Consider the following 16,300-nt stretch of genomic DNA (forward strand, 5'->3'; position numbering starts at 1 on the left):
CAGGAGCCGTGTCATGGCAAAGCTGAACGCGATCGTTGTCGCGCTGCTCGCTGCGGCGCCGCTGCTGGCGAGCTGCGCGCCGGCGGGATCGGGCGAACCCGGCGCCGCGGCGCTGACCCCCAAACAGGCCGAACGGCTCGACAAACAGCTTGCGGGCAAAGTCCCCGGCGCGCCGATGAGCTGCCTGCCCAACTATCGCAGCAACAGCACGATCCGCATTTCGGACAGCATCCTGCTGTACCGTGCCAGCGGTAATCTGGTTTATCGCAACGACCTGAAAGGCAGCTGCCCCGGCCTGGCGCGCGACAGCGACATCATGGTCGTGCGCCAGTTCGGTACATCGACCTGCGAAGGGGATTTTTTCCATCTGGTCGACCGGTCGAGCGGTATCCGCGGTCCAACCTGCGTTTTTGGCGAATTCGTCCCCTATCGCAAACCGGCGGGGGACGAAGGCTGATCCCATGGGACCAGCCGCAGGCGGGGACCGGTTTGCGCCGAGCACTTCGGGTCGCACCCCGCCTGCAACTGTAAAGACAAACCGACCGATCAGGCCTTGTACATCGCCGCGATCCTGTCGGCATAGGTTTCGCGCAGCACGTGGCGGCGGATCTTCATCGACGGCGTCATCTGTTCATTCTCGATCGTGAAGGCTTCGTCGGCGAGGTCGAACTTGCGGACCTTTTCGACGACAGAGAGCTGATCGTTGACGCGGTCGACCGCGGTGCGGAGCGCGGCGCGGAATTTCTCATGTTCGCGCAGCAATTTCAGTTCCTTGGGCAGCCCTTCCTTCTCCGCCCATTCGGCCGCCCATTCGGGGTCGGGGACCAGAATGCCGACCAGATGCGGGCGCTTGTCGCCATAGACCATCGCCTGCAGGATTTCGGGCTGGAGCGTCAGCATCCCTTCGACGCGCTGCGGCGACACATTGTCGCCCTTGTCGTTGACGATCAGATCCTTCTTGCGATCGGTGATGACGATGCGCCCCGCCTCGTCGATATGGCCGATGTCGCCCGTGTGGAGCCACGGCGCACCGTCAGGGTCGGCGGGATCGGCGATCAGCACGCGCTCGGTCTCGGCGGGGTTGCGCCAATAGCCTTTCATCACCAGTTCGCCGCGCACGCAAATTTCGCCATCGTCGGCGATGCGCACTTCGGTGTTCATCAGCGGCGGGCCGACGGTATCCATCTTCAGCCCCGTCTTCGGCCGGTTGCAACTGATCACCGGGCCTGACTCGGTCTGGCCATAGCCCTGAAGCAGCGTCAGGCCGATCGAGTGGAAGAACACGCCGATTTCGGGATTGAGCGGCGCGCCGCCCGACACCAGCGCCTTCAGCCGCCCGCCGAACCGCTTCTGGATTTTCGGGCGGAACAGGCGATTGAGCAGCAGGTCGACCGGACGGTCGAGCACCCCCATGCGGCGTTCATAGTCCTTTTCACCGACGCGCAGCGCCTGGTTCAGCATCCAGTTCGCGAGCCTGCCCTGCTTTTCGACCGACTTGATCATCCGCGCACGGATCACCTCGAACAGCCGCGGGACGACGACCATGATCGTCGGGCGCGTCTCCTCGATGTTCGAGACGAGCTTTTCCAGCCCTTCGCTGTAATAGATTTGCGCGCCGACCATGATCGGCAGGAACTGGCCGCCGGAATGTTCATAGGCGTGGCTGAGTGGCAGGAAGGAGAGAAAAACCTCTTCGTCGCCGATGCCGAAATCATTGACCAGCACCTCGGCAGCGCCCGCCGCATTGTGCAGGATCGCGCCGTGATGCTGCATCACCCCGCGCGGCGCGCCGCCGGTGCCGCTGGTGTAGATGAGGCAGGCGGTATCCTCGCGCTTGGTGCCGAGCCCGCGGGCCTTGGTCTCCTCGATCCACGCCGCGCCGCCTTCGACGAGCGGCGCCCAGTCGTGCACCGACACCTCGCCCTGCTGGCCGACGCGCAGGCTTTCCATCGCGATGACGATATTGGCGTCGGAGCGCATCACCGCGGGCATCAACACGCGCGCAAGCTTTGCGGTCGACACGATCACCGCGCGCGCGCCGCTGTTGTCGAGGATATGCTGATGGTCGCGTTCGGTGTTGGTGGTGTAGGTCGGCACGGTGATGCAGCCCGCGGCCATGATGCCAAGGTCGGCGATACACCATTCGGGGCGGTTCTCGCTGACGAGCAGCACCCGGTCGCCCTCTTTCAGCCCCAGTTTACGCAGATTGTGCGCGAGCGCCGCCACCTGTTCGGCGACGTCGCGCCAGCTCAGCGACTGCCACGCGCGGTCGGCCTTGCGCCACAAAAAGGGTTCGTCGCCGCCGCGCGCCGCGCGGTCGAAGAACATCGCGACCAGGCTGGAAAAATGGTCGAGATGGGGGGTTTCAAGCTTCATGCCTCTCGCTCTCCTCGGGAGGATAATCTTGTTGTTTGGTGCATTCTTAGGAGCAATCGCCGCGCGATAGAAGTCCATAAGCAGCCCTGTCATCCCGGCGAAGGCCGGGATCTCATCGCTGCTTCACGGCGCGATGGCGAGATCCCGGGCTGCGCCGGGATGACGAATGCCAATAGGAGGATTACCCCTGCGGCGGCGCGTCGTCGACCGCCGACGTTCCGGGGCCGCGCGGATCGGCTGCGCCGCGCCACCCCTTGGCCGTACCCTCGATCGCATTGAGTTTCGATCCGAGGTCGGTGGGGGTGAATTCATATCCGAAGGGCTGCATTTTTCCGGCAATCGCCTGCCCCGCCGCATTGTCTTCGATCAACACACCCTGGCGGCCGAAAAAGAGGTTGGGCAGCGCAATCGCTTCCCGGGCATCCAAGCCCCAGTCGAGCACGCCGATCAGCGTCTTGGTGACGTGCATGATGATGCGCTTGCCGCCCGCCGAACCCACGGCGAGCACGACCTTTCCGTCGGGGCCGTACACGATCGTCGGCGACATCGAGGACAGCGGCCGCTTACCCGGTTGTACCCGGTTGGCGGTCGGCACGCCGTTCTGCGTCGGCGCGAGGTCGAAATCGGTGAGTTCATTATTGAGGAAAAAGCCGTTCGCGATCAGCTGGCTGCCAAAGATGCTTTCGACGGTCGAGGTCATCGAGACGAGATTGCCCGCGGCGTCGGCGGCGACAAAATGCGTCGTCCCCTGTTCGTCGACCGGCGGCGCGGCGGCGCGCGGCTTGGCACCGGGCGGCGTGCCGGGCTCATAACGACCCGCCGCGCCATAGGGCGAAATCAGCTGGCGGCGCTCGGCGAGATAGGCCTTGTCGAGCAGGCCCTGAACGGGCACCTCGACAAAATCGCCGTCGCCCAGAAAGGCGGCGCGGTCGGCATAGGCGAGCTGCATCGCCTCGGCGAGCAGGTGCCAGCTCATCGGATTGTCCTTGCCCATCGCCTTCATGTCCCAGCCTTCGAGCATCCCCAAAATGCCAAAGACGGTGGTGGCCCCCGACGAGGGCGGGCCCATGCCGCACACCTTGTAGATGCGGTAGCTGGTACAGACCGCCCCGCGTTCCTTGGCGCGATAGGATGCCAGGTCGGCGAGCGTCAGCGTCGCCGGATTGCGCGGCGCCTTTGCCACCGCATCGCGGATCGCGCGCGCGTTGGCGCCGCTGTAGAAGGCGTCGGGGCCGCGCGCCGCAATATCGCGCAGCAGGGCCGCATAGGCGGGATTTTTGAGGCGCGTGCCCACCGGCGCAGGCTTGCCATCGATATAATAAATGGCGCGCGCGTCGGGAAAATCCTTCCAGACCGACTCGAACCGCACGAGCCAGTTGTGGAGCGCCGGGGTCACTTCAAACCCGTTTTCGGCGAGCGCGATCGCCGGCTGGAACAGCGCCTGCCATTCGAGCTTGCCCCATTTCTGATGCGCCATCTCCATCAGGCGGATATTGCCGGGCACACCGACCGACAGGCCGCCGGGCACGACATCCATGAAACCGCGCGGCTTGCCGTCGGGCGCAAGGAAACGGTCGGGTTTTGCCGCAGCAGGCGCGGTTTCGCGGCCGTCGATGGTCGAAATGCTGCCATCGTTCGCATCGTGGTGGAGCATGAAACCGCCGCCGCCGATCCCGCTCGACTGCGGCTCGACAAGCGTGAGCACCGCGACCATGGCAATGGCGGCGTCGGCGGCGCTGCCGCCCCGATGCAGGATCGTACGTCCGGCCTCGGTCGCGCGCGGATCGGCGGAGGAAGTAACGCCCTGCGCGGCGGCGAGCGTGGGACAAGCAAGCGAGACGAAAGCGACAAGCGCGAGAAGACGGTTCAACATGGGCGCGACCTTGGCGCCGAGGTCGGCGAAGCGCAAGTCCGAGCAATCCTCCCTGTCGCCAGCGATGGGGAGGATTTACCTCTCCATCCCCACCGCGTCGGCCACGCGCGCAAATCCGTCACGCGCAGCCAGCTTTTCCAGCCCGCGCGCGACGCGGCCCGCCAGCCCCGGCCCTTCATAGACCATCGCCGAATAGATCTGCACCAGGCTGGCGCCCGCGCGAATGCGCTCCCACGCCTGGTCGGCGGACGCGATCCCGCCCGCGGCGATCAGCGGCAGCTTGCCACCGCTTGCCGCGCGGAAATCGCGGACGCGCTGAAGCGCAAGCTGCGCGAGCGGCGCGCCCGACAGCCCGCCCGCCTCGGCGGCGTGGCGCGATGCCAGCGCCGGGCGGGACACAGTGGTGTTCGACACGATCACCGCCGCCAGCCGCTTGTCCAGCGCCACCGTCACAATATCGTCGATGTCGGCGGGTTCGAGGTCGGGCGCAACTTTCAGGAACACAGGTTTGGCGGCGCCCGCGGGCTGCGCCGCCGCCACGCCGTCGAGTAGCGCCTCGAGCGCGCCCCGGTCCTGCAACGCGCGCAGCCCCGGCGTGTTCGGCGAACTGATATTGACCGTCAGATAGTCGGCGAGCGGCGCCATCGCCGCCGTGCCCTTCGCATAATCGGCGATGCGGTCGGCGCTGTCCTTGTTCGCGCCGATATTGATGCCGAGCGGCACCGGCAGGCCGTGGCGGCGCAGGCACGCGATACGCTCAGCCGCCTTTTCCTGCCCGCCATTGTTGAACCCCATACGGTTGACGATCGCCCGGTCCTCGACCAGCCGGAACAGCCGCGGGCGCGGATTGCCGTCCTGCGGCAATGGCGTCAGCGTCCCCACCTCGACAAAGCCGAAACCGAAATGCGGCATCGCGTGCGCGACGCGCGCATCCTTGTCGAACCCCGGCGCGAGCCCGACGGGATTGGGAAAGCGCAGCCCCGCGAGTTCGGTCGCCAGCATCGGGCTGGTCAGCGCCTGCCGCGCACGCGGCAGCGGCTGGAGCGCGGCGAGCGTCAGATTGTGCGCCGCCTCTCCATCGGTTGCGTGGACGAGCGGGCGTGCGAGCGCATAGGCGGTATCGGTGAACGAGGCGAAGAGCGACATGGCCCGCCATTGCGCGTCCGGCGGCGCTATGGCAAGCCCCCACGCATAACGGAAAAACCGGGAGAAATTCGTGTCGCATTCCCCTATCCTCGCTCGCCTGTCCACCGCCCTGATCCTGCTGGCCGCAGCGGGCTGCGCGCCCATGGCAGGCCAGGACGCCCCCGCCCCGGCAACGGCGGCCCCCGCCGCGAACGCCGTACCTGCGGGCGCCGACCTGTCGCAGTTTTTCGAGAATTACGACGCCGCGCTCCTGTCGCTCGCGCCGCAGAGCAAGGCGTATCGGGGGATCCGCGACGCCGATTATGGCCGCTGGGACGATCCCAGCGACGAGGCCGCCGTCGCGCGGCACAAATTGCAACAGGCGAGCGCAGCCGCGATGCGCGCGAGCTTTGACCCCGCCACCCTGTCCGACGACGAGGCTTTGTCGTTCGAGCTGTTCAATGCCGCGGCGGCGCGCGCCGAACGGCTGTTCCCCTTTCGCAATCACGATTATATTTTCGACCAGATGAACGGCGCGCAGACCCAGCTGCCCGCTTTCCTGATCAACATCCATCGCGTCGCCAATGTGGCCGAGGCCGAAGCCTATGTGTCGCGCATTCGCGCCCTCGGCCCCCACCTCGATACGCTGTCGGCGCAGTCGGCGGAACGCGCCGCAAGCGGCATCCTGCCGCCGAAATGGGTCTATGCCTATCTGATCTCCGACATCGGCAATCTGACAGCCGCCGACAATGCGGTGATCGAGGACATCACGGCAAAGGTCGGCAAGCTCGATGCCAGCGCGGCGGAAAAGGCGCGGCTGATCGCCGCGGCAAAGGCCGCATGGACCGAAAGCGCCGCGCCGGCCTACGCCCGCCTGCTCGCCGAAATGAAGCGCCAGCAGGCAAGCGCGCCGACCGCCGACGGCGTCTGGCGCCTGCCCGATGGCAAAGCCTATTATGAAGCGCTGCTCGCCAATTATACGACGACCGACATGTCTGCGGCCGAAATCCACGACCTTGGCCGCGCCGAAGTCGCGCGCATTCACGGCGAGATGCGGGCGATCATGGCGAAGGTCGGGTTCAAGGGCAGCTTGCAGGAATTTTTCGTCCACCTGCGCACCAGCCCGCAATATTTCCACACCTCGCGTGCGGCCTATCTGGCCGAGGTCGATAGTCATGTGAAAGCGATGGAGGCGCGGCTACCCGCCTTTTTCAACACGCTGCCCAAAGCCGCGTTGCAGGTGAAGGCGGTCGAGGCGTTTCGCGAAAAGTCGGCGGGCAAGGCCTTTTACCAATCACCCTCGCCCGACGGGTCGCGGCCGGGCACCTATTATGTCAATCTTTACGACCTTCGCGACATGTCGAAGACCGAGCTCGAGGCGCTTGCCTATCACGAAGGCGTGCCCGGCCATCACCTCCAGCGCGCGGTGCAGACCGAACTCACGGGCCTGCCGCCATTCCGGCGCTTTGGCGGCGTCACCGCCTATACCGAAGGCTGGGGCCTCTATTCGGAGGAACTCGCCAAGGATATGGGATTCTACACCGACCCCTACAGCGATTTCGGGCGGCTCGGCATGGAGCTGTGGCGCGCGTGCCGCCTCGTCGTCGATACCGGCATCCACGACAAGCGCTGGAGCCGCGAACAGGCGATCCAATATCTGAAGGACAATACCCCGAATCCCGACGGCGACATCGAAAAGGCCATCGAACGCTATATCGTCTATCCGGGACAGGCGACCGCCTATCTGATCGGCAAGCTCAAGATCATGGAATTGCGCGACCGCGCGCAGGCAGCGCTTGGCCAAGGCTTCGATTTCCGCCGCTTTCACGATGTCGTGCTCGAATCGGGACCGGTCCCGCTCGACATCCTCGAACGGCGCGTCGATGCGTGGATCGCGGCCGAGAAAGGTTAAGCCAATTGACGATTGGCGCTTGACGGACAGCCCGCAAAGGCAAATGATCCGATTCATATAAAAGGCGGCCGGGGAAAGGCCGCCGGGGTCTGGGTCTGTCATGTCGCAATCTTCATCCTCGCCGGCCGGCGTGGACGGCAGCGCGCCGTTCGAACTTCATTATTTTCCGCCCGACCCCGATCTGGCGGAGATGGTGTCGAGCTTTTACGTCGCGCGGATCAACATGCCGCGGTTCGACGAATATGAACGCGCCGACCGCCCGCAATTCCGTTTCATGACCGCCCCCGACGGCGAATATGTCTTTGCAGACGGCAATCATTCGCCCGCGTGCCGCGCAAATGTCGTCGGGCCGACGAGCGGGCGCGTACGCGCGATCAGCAATCGACCGACGGGGTTGTTCGGTTTCGGTATGTTGCCCGCGGGCTGGGCGGCGTTGATGGGCGACGACGCCGACAAGCTGACCGACCGCGCGATCGACGCGGCCGACCTGTTCGGCCCGTGGATTGAGGACGTCGCCACTGCGCTCGAACAGGCCGCGACGGTCGAGGAAAAGCTGGTCATCGGCAATAATTTCGCGCGCGAAGTGCTGACCCGCGGCGAAACCGCGCCGATGTGGTTCATCCGCACCGTCGACGAATGGCTGACGGCTACCTCCTCGCCGCAGGTGCCCGAGCTGGTCGAGGCGACGGGCATGTCGATCCGTTCGGTCGAGCGGATGACGAAACATTATTACGGCCTGTCGCCGCGAATGCTCGCGCGCAAATATCGCGCGGTGCGCGCCGCATCGGCGCTCGCGCGCGGCGAAGGGCTGGACGCGGCGCAGCTCGGCGATGCCTTTTACGACCAGTCGCACCTGATCCGCGAGGTCAAGCGATTTGCGGGGGCGACACCGGGACAACTCGGCAACCCCACATTGTACACGCAGGCGACGACAACGGGACGCAAGCAGCTCGCCGGCAAGGTGAGCCCGATCGTCTCCGAGACATAAAATCCCCGTTAACCAACAAAAATTGCGCGCCCTGTCGATTTGGCGTTTCCATACAATCGCGAATCGACCGCCGCGCATAATCGAAGCCCGCGACCCAGAAGAGCTCATCCTCTTTGACGAGGACTTGAGACCTTCATCTTGGCACTCATTTGGTTTCGGCCGGATGGGTGCCTTTTTTTTGGCGCGTATCGGGCGTCGCATTGGGGTGGGAAGCGGAGATCCTCAGTTCCGTCATCCCGGCGCAGGCCGGGATGACGATAGAGTTGAGGGCAGCTTTCGGTCGAAACCCGCCCTTGGCTATCCGTCACCCGACCCTGCGCCATCTTTACCCCGCCCAACCACGGCTTGCTTGCACCTTACGAACCCCTCGCCTATATAAGTGGAGTAATTTACTCCAGTTAAGAATCGTTCGCAACTGCGACGGAAAAGACGATGCGCCTGTCCAACCTTGCCGATTATGCCGTGGTGCTGATGAGCGCCGCCGCCCGCCAGTGCGGATCGGTGCCCATTCACGCCGCGATGCTGGCCGAACAGACGGGGATTCCGGGGCCGACCGCGCAAAAGCTGGTGAGCGGCCTTGCCCGCGCCGGGCTGCTCGTCGCGTCGCGCGGCAGCGGCGGCGGGGTTCGGCTGGCGCGACCCGCCGCGGCGATCAATGTCGCCGAGATTATCGAGGCGGTCGAAGGACCGATCGCGCTGACCAGCTGTGTCGAGGAAGGGCGCCACGATTGCGCGCTCGAAGGAAGCTGCAAGGTGCAGCCGCACTGGGGTGTCGTGAACGGCGCGGTGCGCGGCGCGCTGGCCGGGATTAGCCTCGCGAGCCTCGTTAAGCCCCTCCCGCTTGCGGGAGGGGTTTGGGGAGGGCCTGAAACGGCCACCCCAACTGACATTCCCTCCCCCAACCTCTCCCGCAAGCGGGAGGGGAGGATAGAAGCATGACCGACAACACCGAAACCCGAATCAAGGACCAGGCTGCGCACGACGCCGCCGCGCGCGTCGCCGATTATGAGCATGGCTGGTCCGCCGACATCGAAACCGACTTTGCGCCCAAGGGGCTGACCGAGGACACGGTCCGCTTCATTTCGGCGAAGAAGAACGAGCCCGAATGGATGCTCGACTGGCGGCTGAAGGCGTTTCGCCACTGGCAGACGATGGAAACGCCCGACTGGGCGAAGCTGAACGTCCCGCCGATCGATTACCAGGACGCATACTATTATGCGGCGCCCAAGGCGAAGCCCAAGCTGTCGTCGCTGGACGAAGTCGATCCCGAAATCCTGAAGGTCTATGAAAAGCTGGGCATCCCCATCGAGGAGCAAAAGGTGCTCGCGGGGGTAGAGGGCGCGCGCAAGGTCGCGGTCGACGCGGTGTTCGACAGCGTTTCGGTCGCGACGACCTTTCGCGAGGAACTGAAGCGCGCGGGCGTGATCTTCCTGTCGATCAGCGAGGCGATCCGCGAATATCCCGAGCTGGTGAAAAAGTGGCTTGGGCGTGTCGTGCCGATGCACGACAATTATTTCGCTTGCCTGAATTGCGCGGTCTTCTCCGACGGCACCTTCGTCTATGTGCCCGAGGGCGTGCGCTGCCCGATGGAGCTCAGCACCTATTTCCGCATCAATGCCGAAAATACGGGGCAGTTCGAGCGGACGTTGATCGTTGCCGACAAGGGCGCGTACGTCTCCTACCTTGAGGGCTGCACCGCGCCGATGCGCGACGAGAACCAGCTCCACGCCGCGGTGGTCGAACTCGTCGCATTGGACGATGCCGAGATCAAGTATAGCACGGTCCAGAACTGGTATCCGGGCGATGCGACAGGCAAGGGCGGCATCTATAATTTCGTGACCAAACGCGCGCTGTGTCAGGGCAAGCGCAGCAAAGTGTCGTGGACGCAGGTGGAAACCGGCAGCGCGATCACGTGGAAATATCCGAGCTGCGTTTTGAACGGCGACGACAGCGTCGGCGAATTTTACTCGGTCGCGGTGACGAACAATTACCAGCAGGCCGACACCGGCACCAAGATGATCCACAATGGCAAGCGCACGCGATCGACCATCGTGTCGAAGGGGATCAGCGCGGGCAAATCGAACAACACCTATCGCGGCCTCGTCCGTGTCGCGCTCAACGCCGAAGGCGTGCGCAATTTCACCCAGTGCGACAGCCTGCTCCTCGGCAACCAGTGCGGCGCGCACACCGTCCCCTACATCGAAGTCCGCAACCCCAGCGCGACCGTCGAACATGAAGCGACGACGAGCAAGATCAGCGACGACCAGCTGTTCTACGCGATGCAGCGCGGGCTGGATGCGGAGGAAGCGGTGGCCCTGATCGTCAACGGCTTTGCCAAGGAAGTGCTGCAGCAACTGCCGATGGAGTTTGCCGTCGAGGCGCAGAAGTTGCTGGGAATTTCGCTGGAAGGATCAGTCGGGTGACCTGGACTCTCCGCGATCAGGCAAAGCAACTGAACACCCCTCCCCTTCAGGGGAGGGGCCGGGGGTGGGGTCTATCGGCCTCCACCGTCGAGGAATTGCAGAGCCGCGCTCGCCAGATGAGGAACAACCCCACCGAACCGGAAAAGCGTCTGTGGAGGCATTTGTCGAACGGGCAGCTTGAAGGCGCGAAGTTTCGACGCCAGCAAGTCATCGGGTGGCATATCGCTGACTTCGTTTGCGCCTCGGCAAAGCTGATCGTTGAGGTCGACGGCGATACGCATGACGCACAGGCAGATCGCGCCCGCGATGAAATCCTCGCGCAGCAAGGCTACCGCACCATCCGCGTCACCAACGGCGAGGTGATGGCAAATATGGATGGCGTGCTTCAGTTTATTGCCGAAGCCTTGCATCAGGCCGACAGACCCCACCCCAACCCCTCCCCTGAAGGGGAGGGGCTTGCAGCGGTCGAGGCGCAGAAGCTGCTGGGGATCAGCCTTGAGGAGAGCGTGGGGTGAGTTTGGCGACCTATTTGACGATCATCCCGATCATGGCAGCGTCTGCGTCAGCGATTGAAGATGAACCCGTTTTCGTGACGTCTATCGAAGTGGCCGTAGACAATCTTGTGTCCCGCGACCTGACGATTGCCCGCAAATATGCTTATTGCCTGAGCAGCCCTCGATTTCCAACAGTCGAGGAGACTTCGGCCAAAATCCGGAAGTGCAACCTGCGTCTCCCAAAAACGCAAAGCATCGAACTGACGAAGACTCTTCGTCGCTTGCATCATATCGTCCAAGAAAATGCGGGCAGCGAAGCCAGCCTGATAGTCGTAGAGAAATCCAATGCTCAAAATTGAAAACCTCCACGCCACCGTCGCCGACAAGCCGATCCTGAAGGGCCTGTCGCTCAGCATCAATGCGGGCGAAATCCATGCGATCATGGGGCCGAATGGCGCGGGCAAGTCGACGCTGTCCTATGTCCTCGGCGGGCGGCCGGGGTATGAAGTCACCGAGGGGTCGGCGATGTTTTCGCCCAACATGATCCCCGGCGAAAGCCGGGGTCCAAATGCGGCCGTCGAAATGGGCCCCGGCTTGCGCCGGGGTACTGGAACCACCGAGACGCTCGACCTTCTCGCCCTCGACCCGCACGAGCGCGCTGCGGCGGGGCTGTTCCTCGGCTTCCAGTACCCGGTCGAGATCCCCGGCGTGTCGAACGTCCAGTTCCTCCGCGAGAGCCTGAACGCCCAGCGCAAGGCGCGCGGGCAGGAGCCGCTGTCGGGCGGCGATTTCCTGAAGCTAGCGCGGGAGAAGGCGGGACTGCTCAAGCTCGACATGGACATGCTCAAGCGCCCGGTGAACGTCGGCTTTTCGGGCGGCGAGAAGAAGCGGAACGAGATGGTGCAGATGGGCATCCTCGATCCCAAGCTCGCGATCCTCGACGAGACCGACAGCGGCCTCGACATCGACGCGCTGCGTATCGTCGGCGACGGGATCAATACGATCATGCGCCGCCCCGACAAGGCGGTGCTGCTGATCACCCATTATCAGCGCCTGCTCGACTATGTGCAGCCCGATTTCGTCCACGTCCTCGCCGCCGGCCGCATCGTCAAGTCGGGCGGCCCGGAGCTGGCGCGCGAACTGGAAGAACATGGCTATGCCGAGGTGATGGCGTGATGCGCGTGCGCGCCCTACTCCCTTCTCCCTTGAGGGAAGAAGGATATGAAGCCTTGCCCGCGAAGCGGGTTAGGCGGAGTTGGATGAGGGTGAGCGAACTTTTGGCCCACGCGATCGCATGGCGATCGCATACCCCTCACCCAGCTTCGACTAGCGAGCAAGCTCGCAAGTCTGCACAACCCTCTCCCTCCAGGGGAGAGGGTAAATGACAACCACCCTCCCCACCCGCCGCGATGAAGCGTGGCGCTATAGCGACATCGACGCGGTGACCGCGGTGTGGCCGCTGCCGGCGCCCGAGAGCATCGTCGTGCCCGCAGGCGGCGATTTCAAGCGCGCGATCGTGCAGGATGCCGGCGCCTCCGGGGCAGCCATCCATCAGATCGAGATGAGCATCGGCAAGGGCGCGACCGCGGCGCTGCACGTTCTCAATATCGGCGGCGCCTATGGCCGGATCGAACTCAACGTCACGCTCCACGAAGGCGCCGACTTTACCCTCGGCGCGGCGCAGATCGGTGGCGGCGTGCAGAATCTGGAAATCATCACCACCGTCACCCACGCCGAACCCGGCGCGACGTCGCGGCAGCTGGTGCGATCTGTGCTCGGCGGAACGGCAACCGGCACCTATCTCGGCAAGGTCGCCGTGGCGCGCGACGCGCAAGCGACCGACAGCGAGCAGGATGTGAAGGCAATGCTGCTTGACCGCAGCGCGACCGCCAACGCCAAGCCCGAACTCGAAATCTTCGCCGACGATGTGAAATGCGCGCACGGCTGCGCGATCGGCGAGCTCGACGCAATGAGCCTTTATTATCTTCAGTCGCGCGGGTTGCCGCCCGCAGAGGCCAAGAAGATCCTGCTGCAAGCCTTTGTCGCGGGCGTGTTCGACGGTGCCGAGGATGAGGCGCGGTTGCAGGAACTGGCGCTGGCGAAGCTGGGGGAATTGGTGTGAGCAACCTCCCCTCCCCGTTCGCATCGAGCGAAGACGACATGCCCAACGGTAGTGCCCGCCTTGTGGGTGTCTCGACTTCGCTCGACACGAACGGGATTAGAGATCAGTTCCCCGGCCTGACCCCCGGCTGGCATTATCTCGACACCGCCGCGACGGCCCAAAAGCCGCAGGCGGTGATCGACGCCACCGTGAACGCGATCGGCCGCGACTATGCGACCGTCCACCGCGGCGTCTATGCACGTTCGGCCGACATGACGCTCGCCTATGAAGCGGCGCGGCGGCGGATCGCGGCGTTCATCGGCGCGAAGGAGGAGCAGATCGCCTTCGTGCGCGGCGCGACCGAGGCGATCAATCTTGTCGCTTACTCGCACCCGAAGAAGGGCCGCGTGCTGCTGTCGATGCTCGAACATCACAGTAATATCGTGCCGTGGCAGCTCGCGGGCTGGCAGGTCGATGTGTGCCCGCTGACCGCCGACGGCTGCATCGACCTGGACGCCGCCGAAAAGCTGCTCACGCCCGATCACAGGATGGTCGCCTTTGCCCATGTCTCGAACGTCCTCGGCAGCCCGCTCGACGTCGTGCGCGCGGCCGAAATCGCGCACCGCGTCGGCGCCGAGCTGCTGATCGATGGTTGTCAGGCCGTGCCGCGCCTGCCCGTGGATGTGACGGCACTCGGCTGCGACTATTATGTCTTTTCGGGGCACAAGCTCTACGGCCCCACCGGGATCGGCGTGCTGTGGAGCGACAAGCTCGATGCGCTGCCGCCGTGGCAGGGCGGCGGATCGATGATCGACCGCGTGACGTTCGAAAAGACAACCTACGCCCCCGCCCCCACTCGCTTCGAGGCCGGAACGCCTGCGATTGTCGAGGCGCTGGGACTTGCGGCGGCGGTCGATTATGTCGCGGCGCTGGGTATCGACGCGATCCACGCGCACGAATGCGCGCTGGTCGGCAGCTTGCGCGAAGCGCTGGCGCGCAAGAACAGTATCACCCTCTATGGCCCGGAAAACAGTGCCGGAATCGTCAGTTTTTCGATGGCGGGGGTTCATCCGCACGACATCGGCACTATCTTGGACGAAAGCGGGGTCGCGATCCGCGCCGGACACCATTGCGCGCAGCCGCTGATGGAGCATCTGGGGGTGCCCGCGACCGCGCGCGCGAGCTTTGGCGTTTACAGCAATGACGACGATGTGGCGGCGCTGATCGACGGCCTCGCCCGCGTCGAGAGGATTTTCGGATGAGCGAGAATGGCAGTATCAAGGTTGAGGAAGTGACGAGCGTGGCGCCGCCGCCGAAGGCGCGCGTCGAGGACGCTGAGACCGCGCCCGAGAAGCTGGAGCGCAAGCGCGACTATCTGGAAGGCTTCCTCGCCGCCAAGCCCGCCGCACCGGCCCCCGGCGCGGTCGGCGGCGACCTGTATGAGGCGGTGATCGCGGCGCTGAAGGATATTTTCGATCCCGAGATTCCGGTGAACATCTATGACCTTGGCCTCATTTACAATGTCGAGATCGACGAAGGCCATGTGCTCGTCACGATGACGCTGACAACGCCGCACTGCCCGGTCGCCGAATCGATGCCGGGCGAGGTCGAGCTACGCGTCGGCGCGGTGCCGGGTGTCGGCGATGCCGAGGTCAACCTTGTCTGGGATCCGCCCTGGTCGCCCGCGAATATGAGCGACGAAGCGCGGCTGGAACTGGGGATGCTATAGTGGATTCCTTCTCCCCGTGCGGGAGAAGAATATGAAGCCTTGTCACGAAGTGACCAGGCGCAGTTGGATGAGGGGCTGCGAGCCATTGGCTCGCGCGGTCTTCAAGACCGCAGCCCCCTCACCCAGCTTCGACTAGGGCAGCAAGCTGCCAAGTCTTCACAACCCTCTCCCGCAAGGGGAGAGGGGAAGGAGTGTGAGATGACGACGTTGAAAACCCGCCCCGCCGCCGTCACGCTGACGCCGAACGCCGAGGAACGGATCGCCAAGCTGATGGCGAGCGCACCCGAAGGCGCGATCGGCGTCAAGCTGTCGACCCCGCGCCGCGGCTGTTCGGGGCTCGCCTACTCGGTCGATTATGTCACCGAAGAGGCGAAGTTCGACGAAAAGATCGAGACGCCGGGCGGCGTCTTCTACATCGACGGCGCGTCGGTGCTCTACCTGATCGGCAGCACGATGGACTGGGTCGAGGATGATTTCGCCGCCGGCTTCGTGTTCGAAAATCCGAACGCCAAGGGCGCGTGCGGTTGCGGCGAGAGCTTTACCGTTTAACGGCACACCGTCCAGCCGGCCGTGCGCGCGGCCATGTCGAAATGGAAATGATCGGCGTGCGCGGCGTTATGGTCCGGCGACAGCACCGTCGAGAAGAGCCCGCACGACCCGTCGCGCACCGCGTGCAGGAACTCGCTGCGCCGGTCGCCGGGCTGCCAATCGTTGATGAGCGTGATGCGTGTCCCGTCGGCGAGCACGAACGCCGAAATGTCGATCGCATTGGCGGTCGAATGCTCGCTCTGCGCGGCGCTGCCCGCGATCGTACGGCAATTATAGCTGCCGAGATTTTCAAGCTCGACGACGTCTTGTCCGAAATGGCGTTCGGCCGCGGGCTGCACGACGTCGCGCGTCCACAGCGCCATTGCCGCGGTCACGGCGCAGCCGGGCGCGGCGTTCGCGGGGCGCATCGTCGGGACGAGACGGTTGCCGGTCAGGATCATCCGCTGGCTGGCGCGGCAAGCTCCCTCGCCCACCGCCGGCCGCCGCAGATAGCCCGCGTCCACGCGGTCGAAGGCGGCAAAGCAGGCGGCATCGTCACTCGCAAGGGCAACGAGTTTGCCGTGCGTCGCCCAACCTTGCGGATGCGCCAGTTCGAAGCGCGCGTCGGGGAAATGTTCGGGATGGTCGCGCATCCATTGCACCCCGCGTATCGCAGCAAAGGCAAGCAGCAGCGCGATGGCGAACCATAGGAGATAGGGGCGGAGACTCGTCACGCGCCCCAGATGGGCGA

16 protein-coding genes are annotated in these 16,300 nt (G+C 64.6%); 12 read left to right on the forward strand and 4 right to left on the reverse strand.

Annotated elements, in window-relative coordinates:
* Positions 1-13 precede the first annotated feature (13 nt).
* Positions 14-457 (forward strand): hypothetical protein, encoded by a 444-nt coding sequence (locus RIA72_RS00140; RefSeq protein WP_350030328.1) that lies wholly within the window; start codon positions 14-16, stop codon positions 455-457.
* An 89-nt stretch (positions 458-546) separates the two neighbouring features.
* On the opposite strand, the gene RIA72_RS00145 is transcribed toward RIA72_RS00140, so the two are convergent.
* From RIA72_RS00145 to RIA72_RS00155, 3 genes are all read right to left on the reverse strand, one after another.
* The gene (locus tag RIA72_RS00145; RefSeq protein ID WP_350030329.1) at positions 547-2,376 is read right to left on the reverse strand and encodes an AMP-dependent synthetase/ligase; all 1,830 of its coding nucleotides are present in this window, start codon (positions 2,374-2,376) and stop codon (positions 547-549) included.
* Between the two features lie 181 nt (positions 2,377-2,557).
* Positions 2,558-4,249 (reverse strand): gamma-glutamyltransferase, encoded by a 1,692-nt coding sequence (gene ggt / locus RIA72_RS00150; RefSeq protein ID WP_350030796.1) that lies wholly within the window; start codon positions 4,247-4,249, stop codon positions 2,558-2,560.
* A 75-nt stretch (positions 4,250-4,324) separates the two neighbouring features.
* The gene (locus tag RIA72_RS00155) at positions 4,325-5,395 is read right to left on the reverse strand and encodes a quinone-dependent dihydroorotate dehydrogenase (RefSeq protein ID WP_350030330.1); all 1,071 of its coding nucleotides are present in this window, start codon (positions 5,393-5,395) and stop codon (positions 4,325-4,327) included.
* 70 nt (positions 5,396-5,465) lie between these two features.
* Between RIA72_RS00155 and RIA72_RS00160 the strand changes: the two genes are divergently transcribed.
* From RIA72_RS00160 to RIA72_RS00210, 11 genes are all read left to right on the forward strand, one after another.
* A complete protein-coding gene (locus RIA72_RS00160; protein ID WP_502957919.1) occupies positions 5,466-7,286 on the forward strand; it encodes a DUF885 domain-containing protein in 1,821 nt (606 codons plus the stop codon).
* 100 nt (positions 7,287-7,386) lie between these two features.
* Positions 7,387-8,274 carry an AraC family transcriptional regulator gene (locus RIA72_RS00165; RefSeq protein ID WP_350030331.1) on the forward strand — a complete coding sequence of 296 codons (888 nt, stop codon included), beginning with the start codon at positions 7,387-7,389 and terminating at the stop codon, positions 8,272-8,274.
* A 432-nt stretch (positions 8,275-8,706) separates the two neighbouring features.
* Positions 8,707-9,213, forward strand: a complete 507-nt coding sequence (locus RIA72_RS00170) for an RrF2 family transcriptional regulator (RefSeq protein WP_350030332.1) — start codon at positions 8,707-8,709, stop codon at positions 9,211-9,213.
* Positions 9,210-10,697: a Fe-S cluster assembly protein SufB gene (gene sufB, locus RIA72_RS00175; RefSeq protein ID WP_350030333.1), complete on the forward strand. Its 1,488-nt coding sequence runs from the start codon at positions 9,210-9,212 to the stop codon at positions 10,695-10,697. The genes RIA72_RS00170 and sufB overlap by 4 nt, the downstream gene beginning before the upstream one ends.
* Positions 10,694-11,212 carry an endonuclease domain-containing protein gene (locus RIA72_RS00180; RefSeq protein WP_350030334.1) on the forward strand — a complete coding sequence of 173 codons (519 nt, stop codon included), beginning with the start codon at positions 10,694-10,696 and terminating at the stop codon, positions 11,210-11,212. Before sufB ends, RIA72_RS00180 begins: the two co-directional genes overlap by 4 nt.
* Positions 11,209-11,550, forward strand: a complete 342-nt coding sequence (locus RIA72_RS00185; protein ID WP_350030335.1) for a hypothetical protein — start codon at positions 11,209-11,211, stop codon at positions 11,548-11,550. Before RIA72_RS00180 ends, RIA72_RS00185 begins: the two co-directional genes overlap by 4 nt.
* A complete protein-coding gene (gene sufC / locus RIA72_RS00190; RefSeq protein ID WP_350030336.1) occupies positions 11,537-12,367 on the forward strand; it encodes a Fe-S cluster assembly ATPase SufC in 831 nt (276 codons plus the stop codon). The genes RIA72_RS00185 and sufC overlap by 14 nt, the downstream gene beginning before the upstream one ends.
* Positions 12,368-12,572: 205 nt before the next feature.
* Positions 12,573-13,313 carry a SufD family Fe-S cluster assembly protein gene (locus RIA72_RS00195; RefSeq protein ID WP_350030337.1) on the forward strand — a complete coding sequence of 247 codons (741 nt, stop codon included), beginning with the start codon at positions 12,573-12,575 and terminating at the stop codon, positions 13,311-13,313.
* Between the two features lie 38 nt (positions 13,314-13,351).
* Complete coding sequence (locus RIA72_RS00200) at positions 13,352-14,554, forward strand: aminotransferase class V-fold PLP-dependent enzyme (protein ID WP_350030338.1); 1,203 nt, start codon at positions 13,352-13,354, stop codon at positions 14,552-14,554.
* Positions 14,551-15,021: an SUF system Fe-S cluster assembly protein gene (locus RIA72_RS00205; protein ID WP_350030339.1), complete on the forward strand. Its 471-nt coding sequence runs from the start codon at positions 14,551-14,553 to the stop codon at positions 15,019-15,021. Before RIA72_RS00200 ends, RIA72_RS00205 begins: the two co-directional genes overlap by 4 nt.
* 198 nt (positions 15,022-15,219) lie before the next feature.
* On the forward strand, positions 15,220-15,570 hold the full coding sequence (locus tag RIA72_RS00210; protein ID WP_350030340.1) for a HesB/IscA family protein: 351 nt from the start codon (positions 15,220-15,222) through the stop codon (positions 15,568-15,570).
* On the opposite strand, the gene RIA72_RS00215 is transcribed toward RIA72_RS00210, so the two are convergent.
* Positions 15,567-16,283: an extensin-like domain-containing protein gene (locus RIA72_RS00215; RefSeq protein WP_350030341.1), complete on the reverse strand. Its 717-nt coding sequence runs from the start codon at positions 16,281-16,283 to the stop codon at positions 15,567-15,569. The two genes, RIA72_RS00210 and RIA72_RS00215, sit on opposite strands and share 4 nt — an antisense overlap.
* Positions 16,284-16,300 lie beyond the last annotated feature (17 nt).

This window comes from Sphingopyxis sp., assembly GCF_040216815.1.
Taxonomy (GTDB): Bacteria; Pseudomonadota; Alphaproteobacteria; order Sphingomonadales; family Sphingomonadaceae; genus Sphingopyxis.

Coding starts and splice junctions, on each gene's coding strand:
- RIA72_RS00155 (WP_350030330.1), bottom strand. CDS start 5,395: ATGTCGCTCTTCGCCTCGTTCACCGATACCGCCTATGCGCTCGCACGC.
- RIA72_RS00170 (WP_350030332.1), top strand. CDS start 8,707: ATGCGCCTGTCCAACCTTGCCGATTATGCCGTGGTGCTGATGAGCGCC.
- RIA72_RS00210 (WP_350030340.1), top strand. CDS start 15,220: ATGACGACGTTGAAAACCCGCCCCGCCGCCGTCACGCTGACGCCGAAC.
- RIA72_RS00205 (WP_350030339.1), top strand. CDS start 14,551: ATGAGCGAGAATGGCAGTATCAAGGTTGAGGAAGTGACGAGCGTGGCG.
- RIA72_RS00165 (WP_350030331.1), top strand. CDS start 7,387: ATGTCGCAATCTTCATCCTCGCCGGCCGGCGTGGACGGCAGCGCGCCG.
- sufB (WP_350030333.1), top strand. CDS start 9,210: ATGACCGACAACACCGAAACCCGAATCAAGGACCAGGCTGCGCACGAC.
- RIA72_RS00140 (WP_350030328.1), top strand. CDS start 14: ATGGCAAAGCTGAACGCGATCGTTGTCGCGCTGCTCGCTGCGGCGCCG.
- sufC (WP_350030336.1), top strand. CDS start 11,537: ATGCTCAAAATTGAAAACCTCCACGCCACCGTCGCCGACAAGCCGATC.
- RIA72_RS00145 (WP_350030329.1), bottom strand. CDS start 2,376: ATGAAGCTTGAAACCCCCCATCTCGACCATTTTTCCAGCCTGGTCGCG.
- RIA72_RS00195 (WP_350030337.1), top strand. CDS start 12,573: ATGACAACCACCCTCCCCACCCGCCGCGATGAAGCGTGGCGCTATAGC.
- ggt (WP_350030796.1), bottom strand. CDS start 4,249: ATGTTGAACCGTCTTCTCGCGCTTGTCGCTTTCGTCTCGCTTGCTTGT.
- RIA72_RS00200 (WP_350030338.1), top strand. CDS start 13,352: ATGCCCAACGGTAGTGCCCGCCTTGTGGGTGTCTCGACTTCGCTCGAC.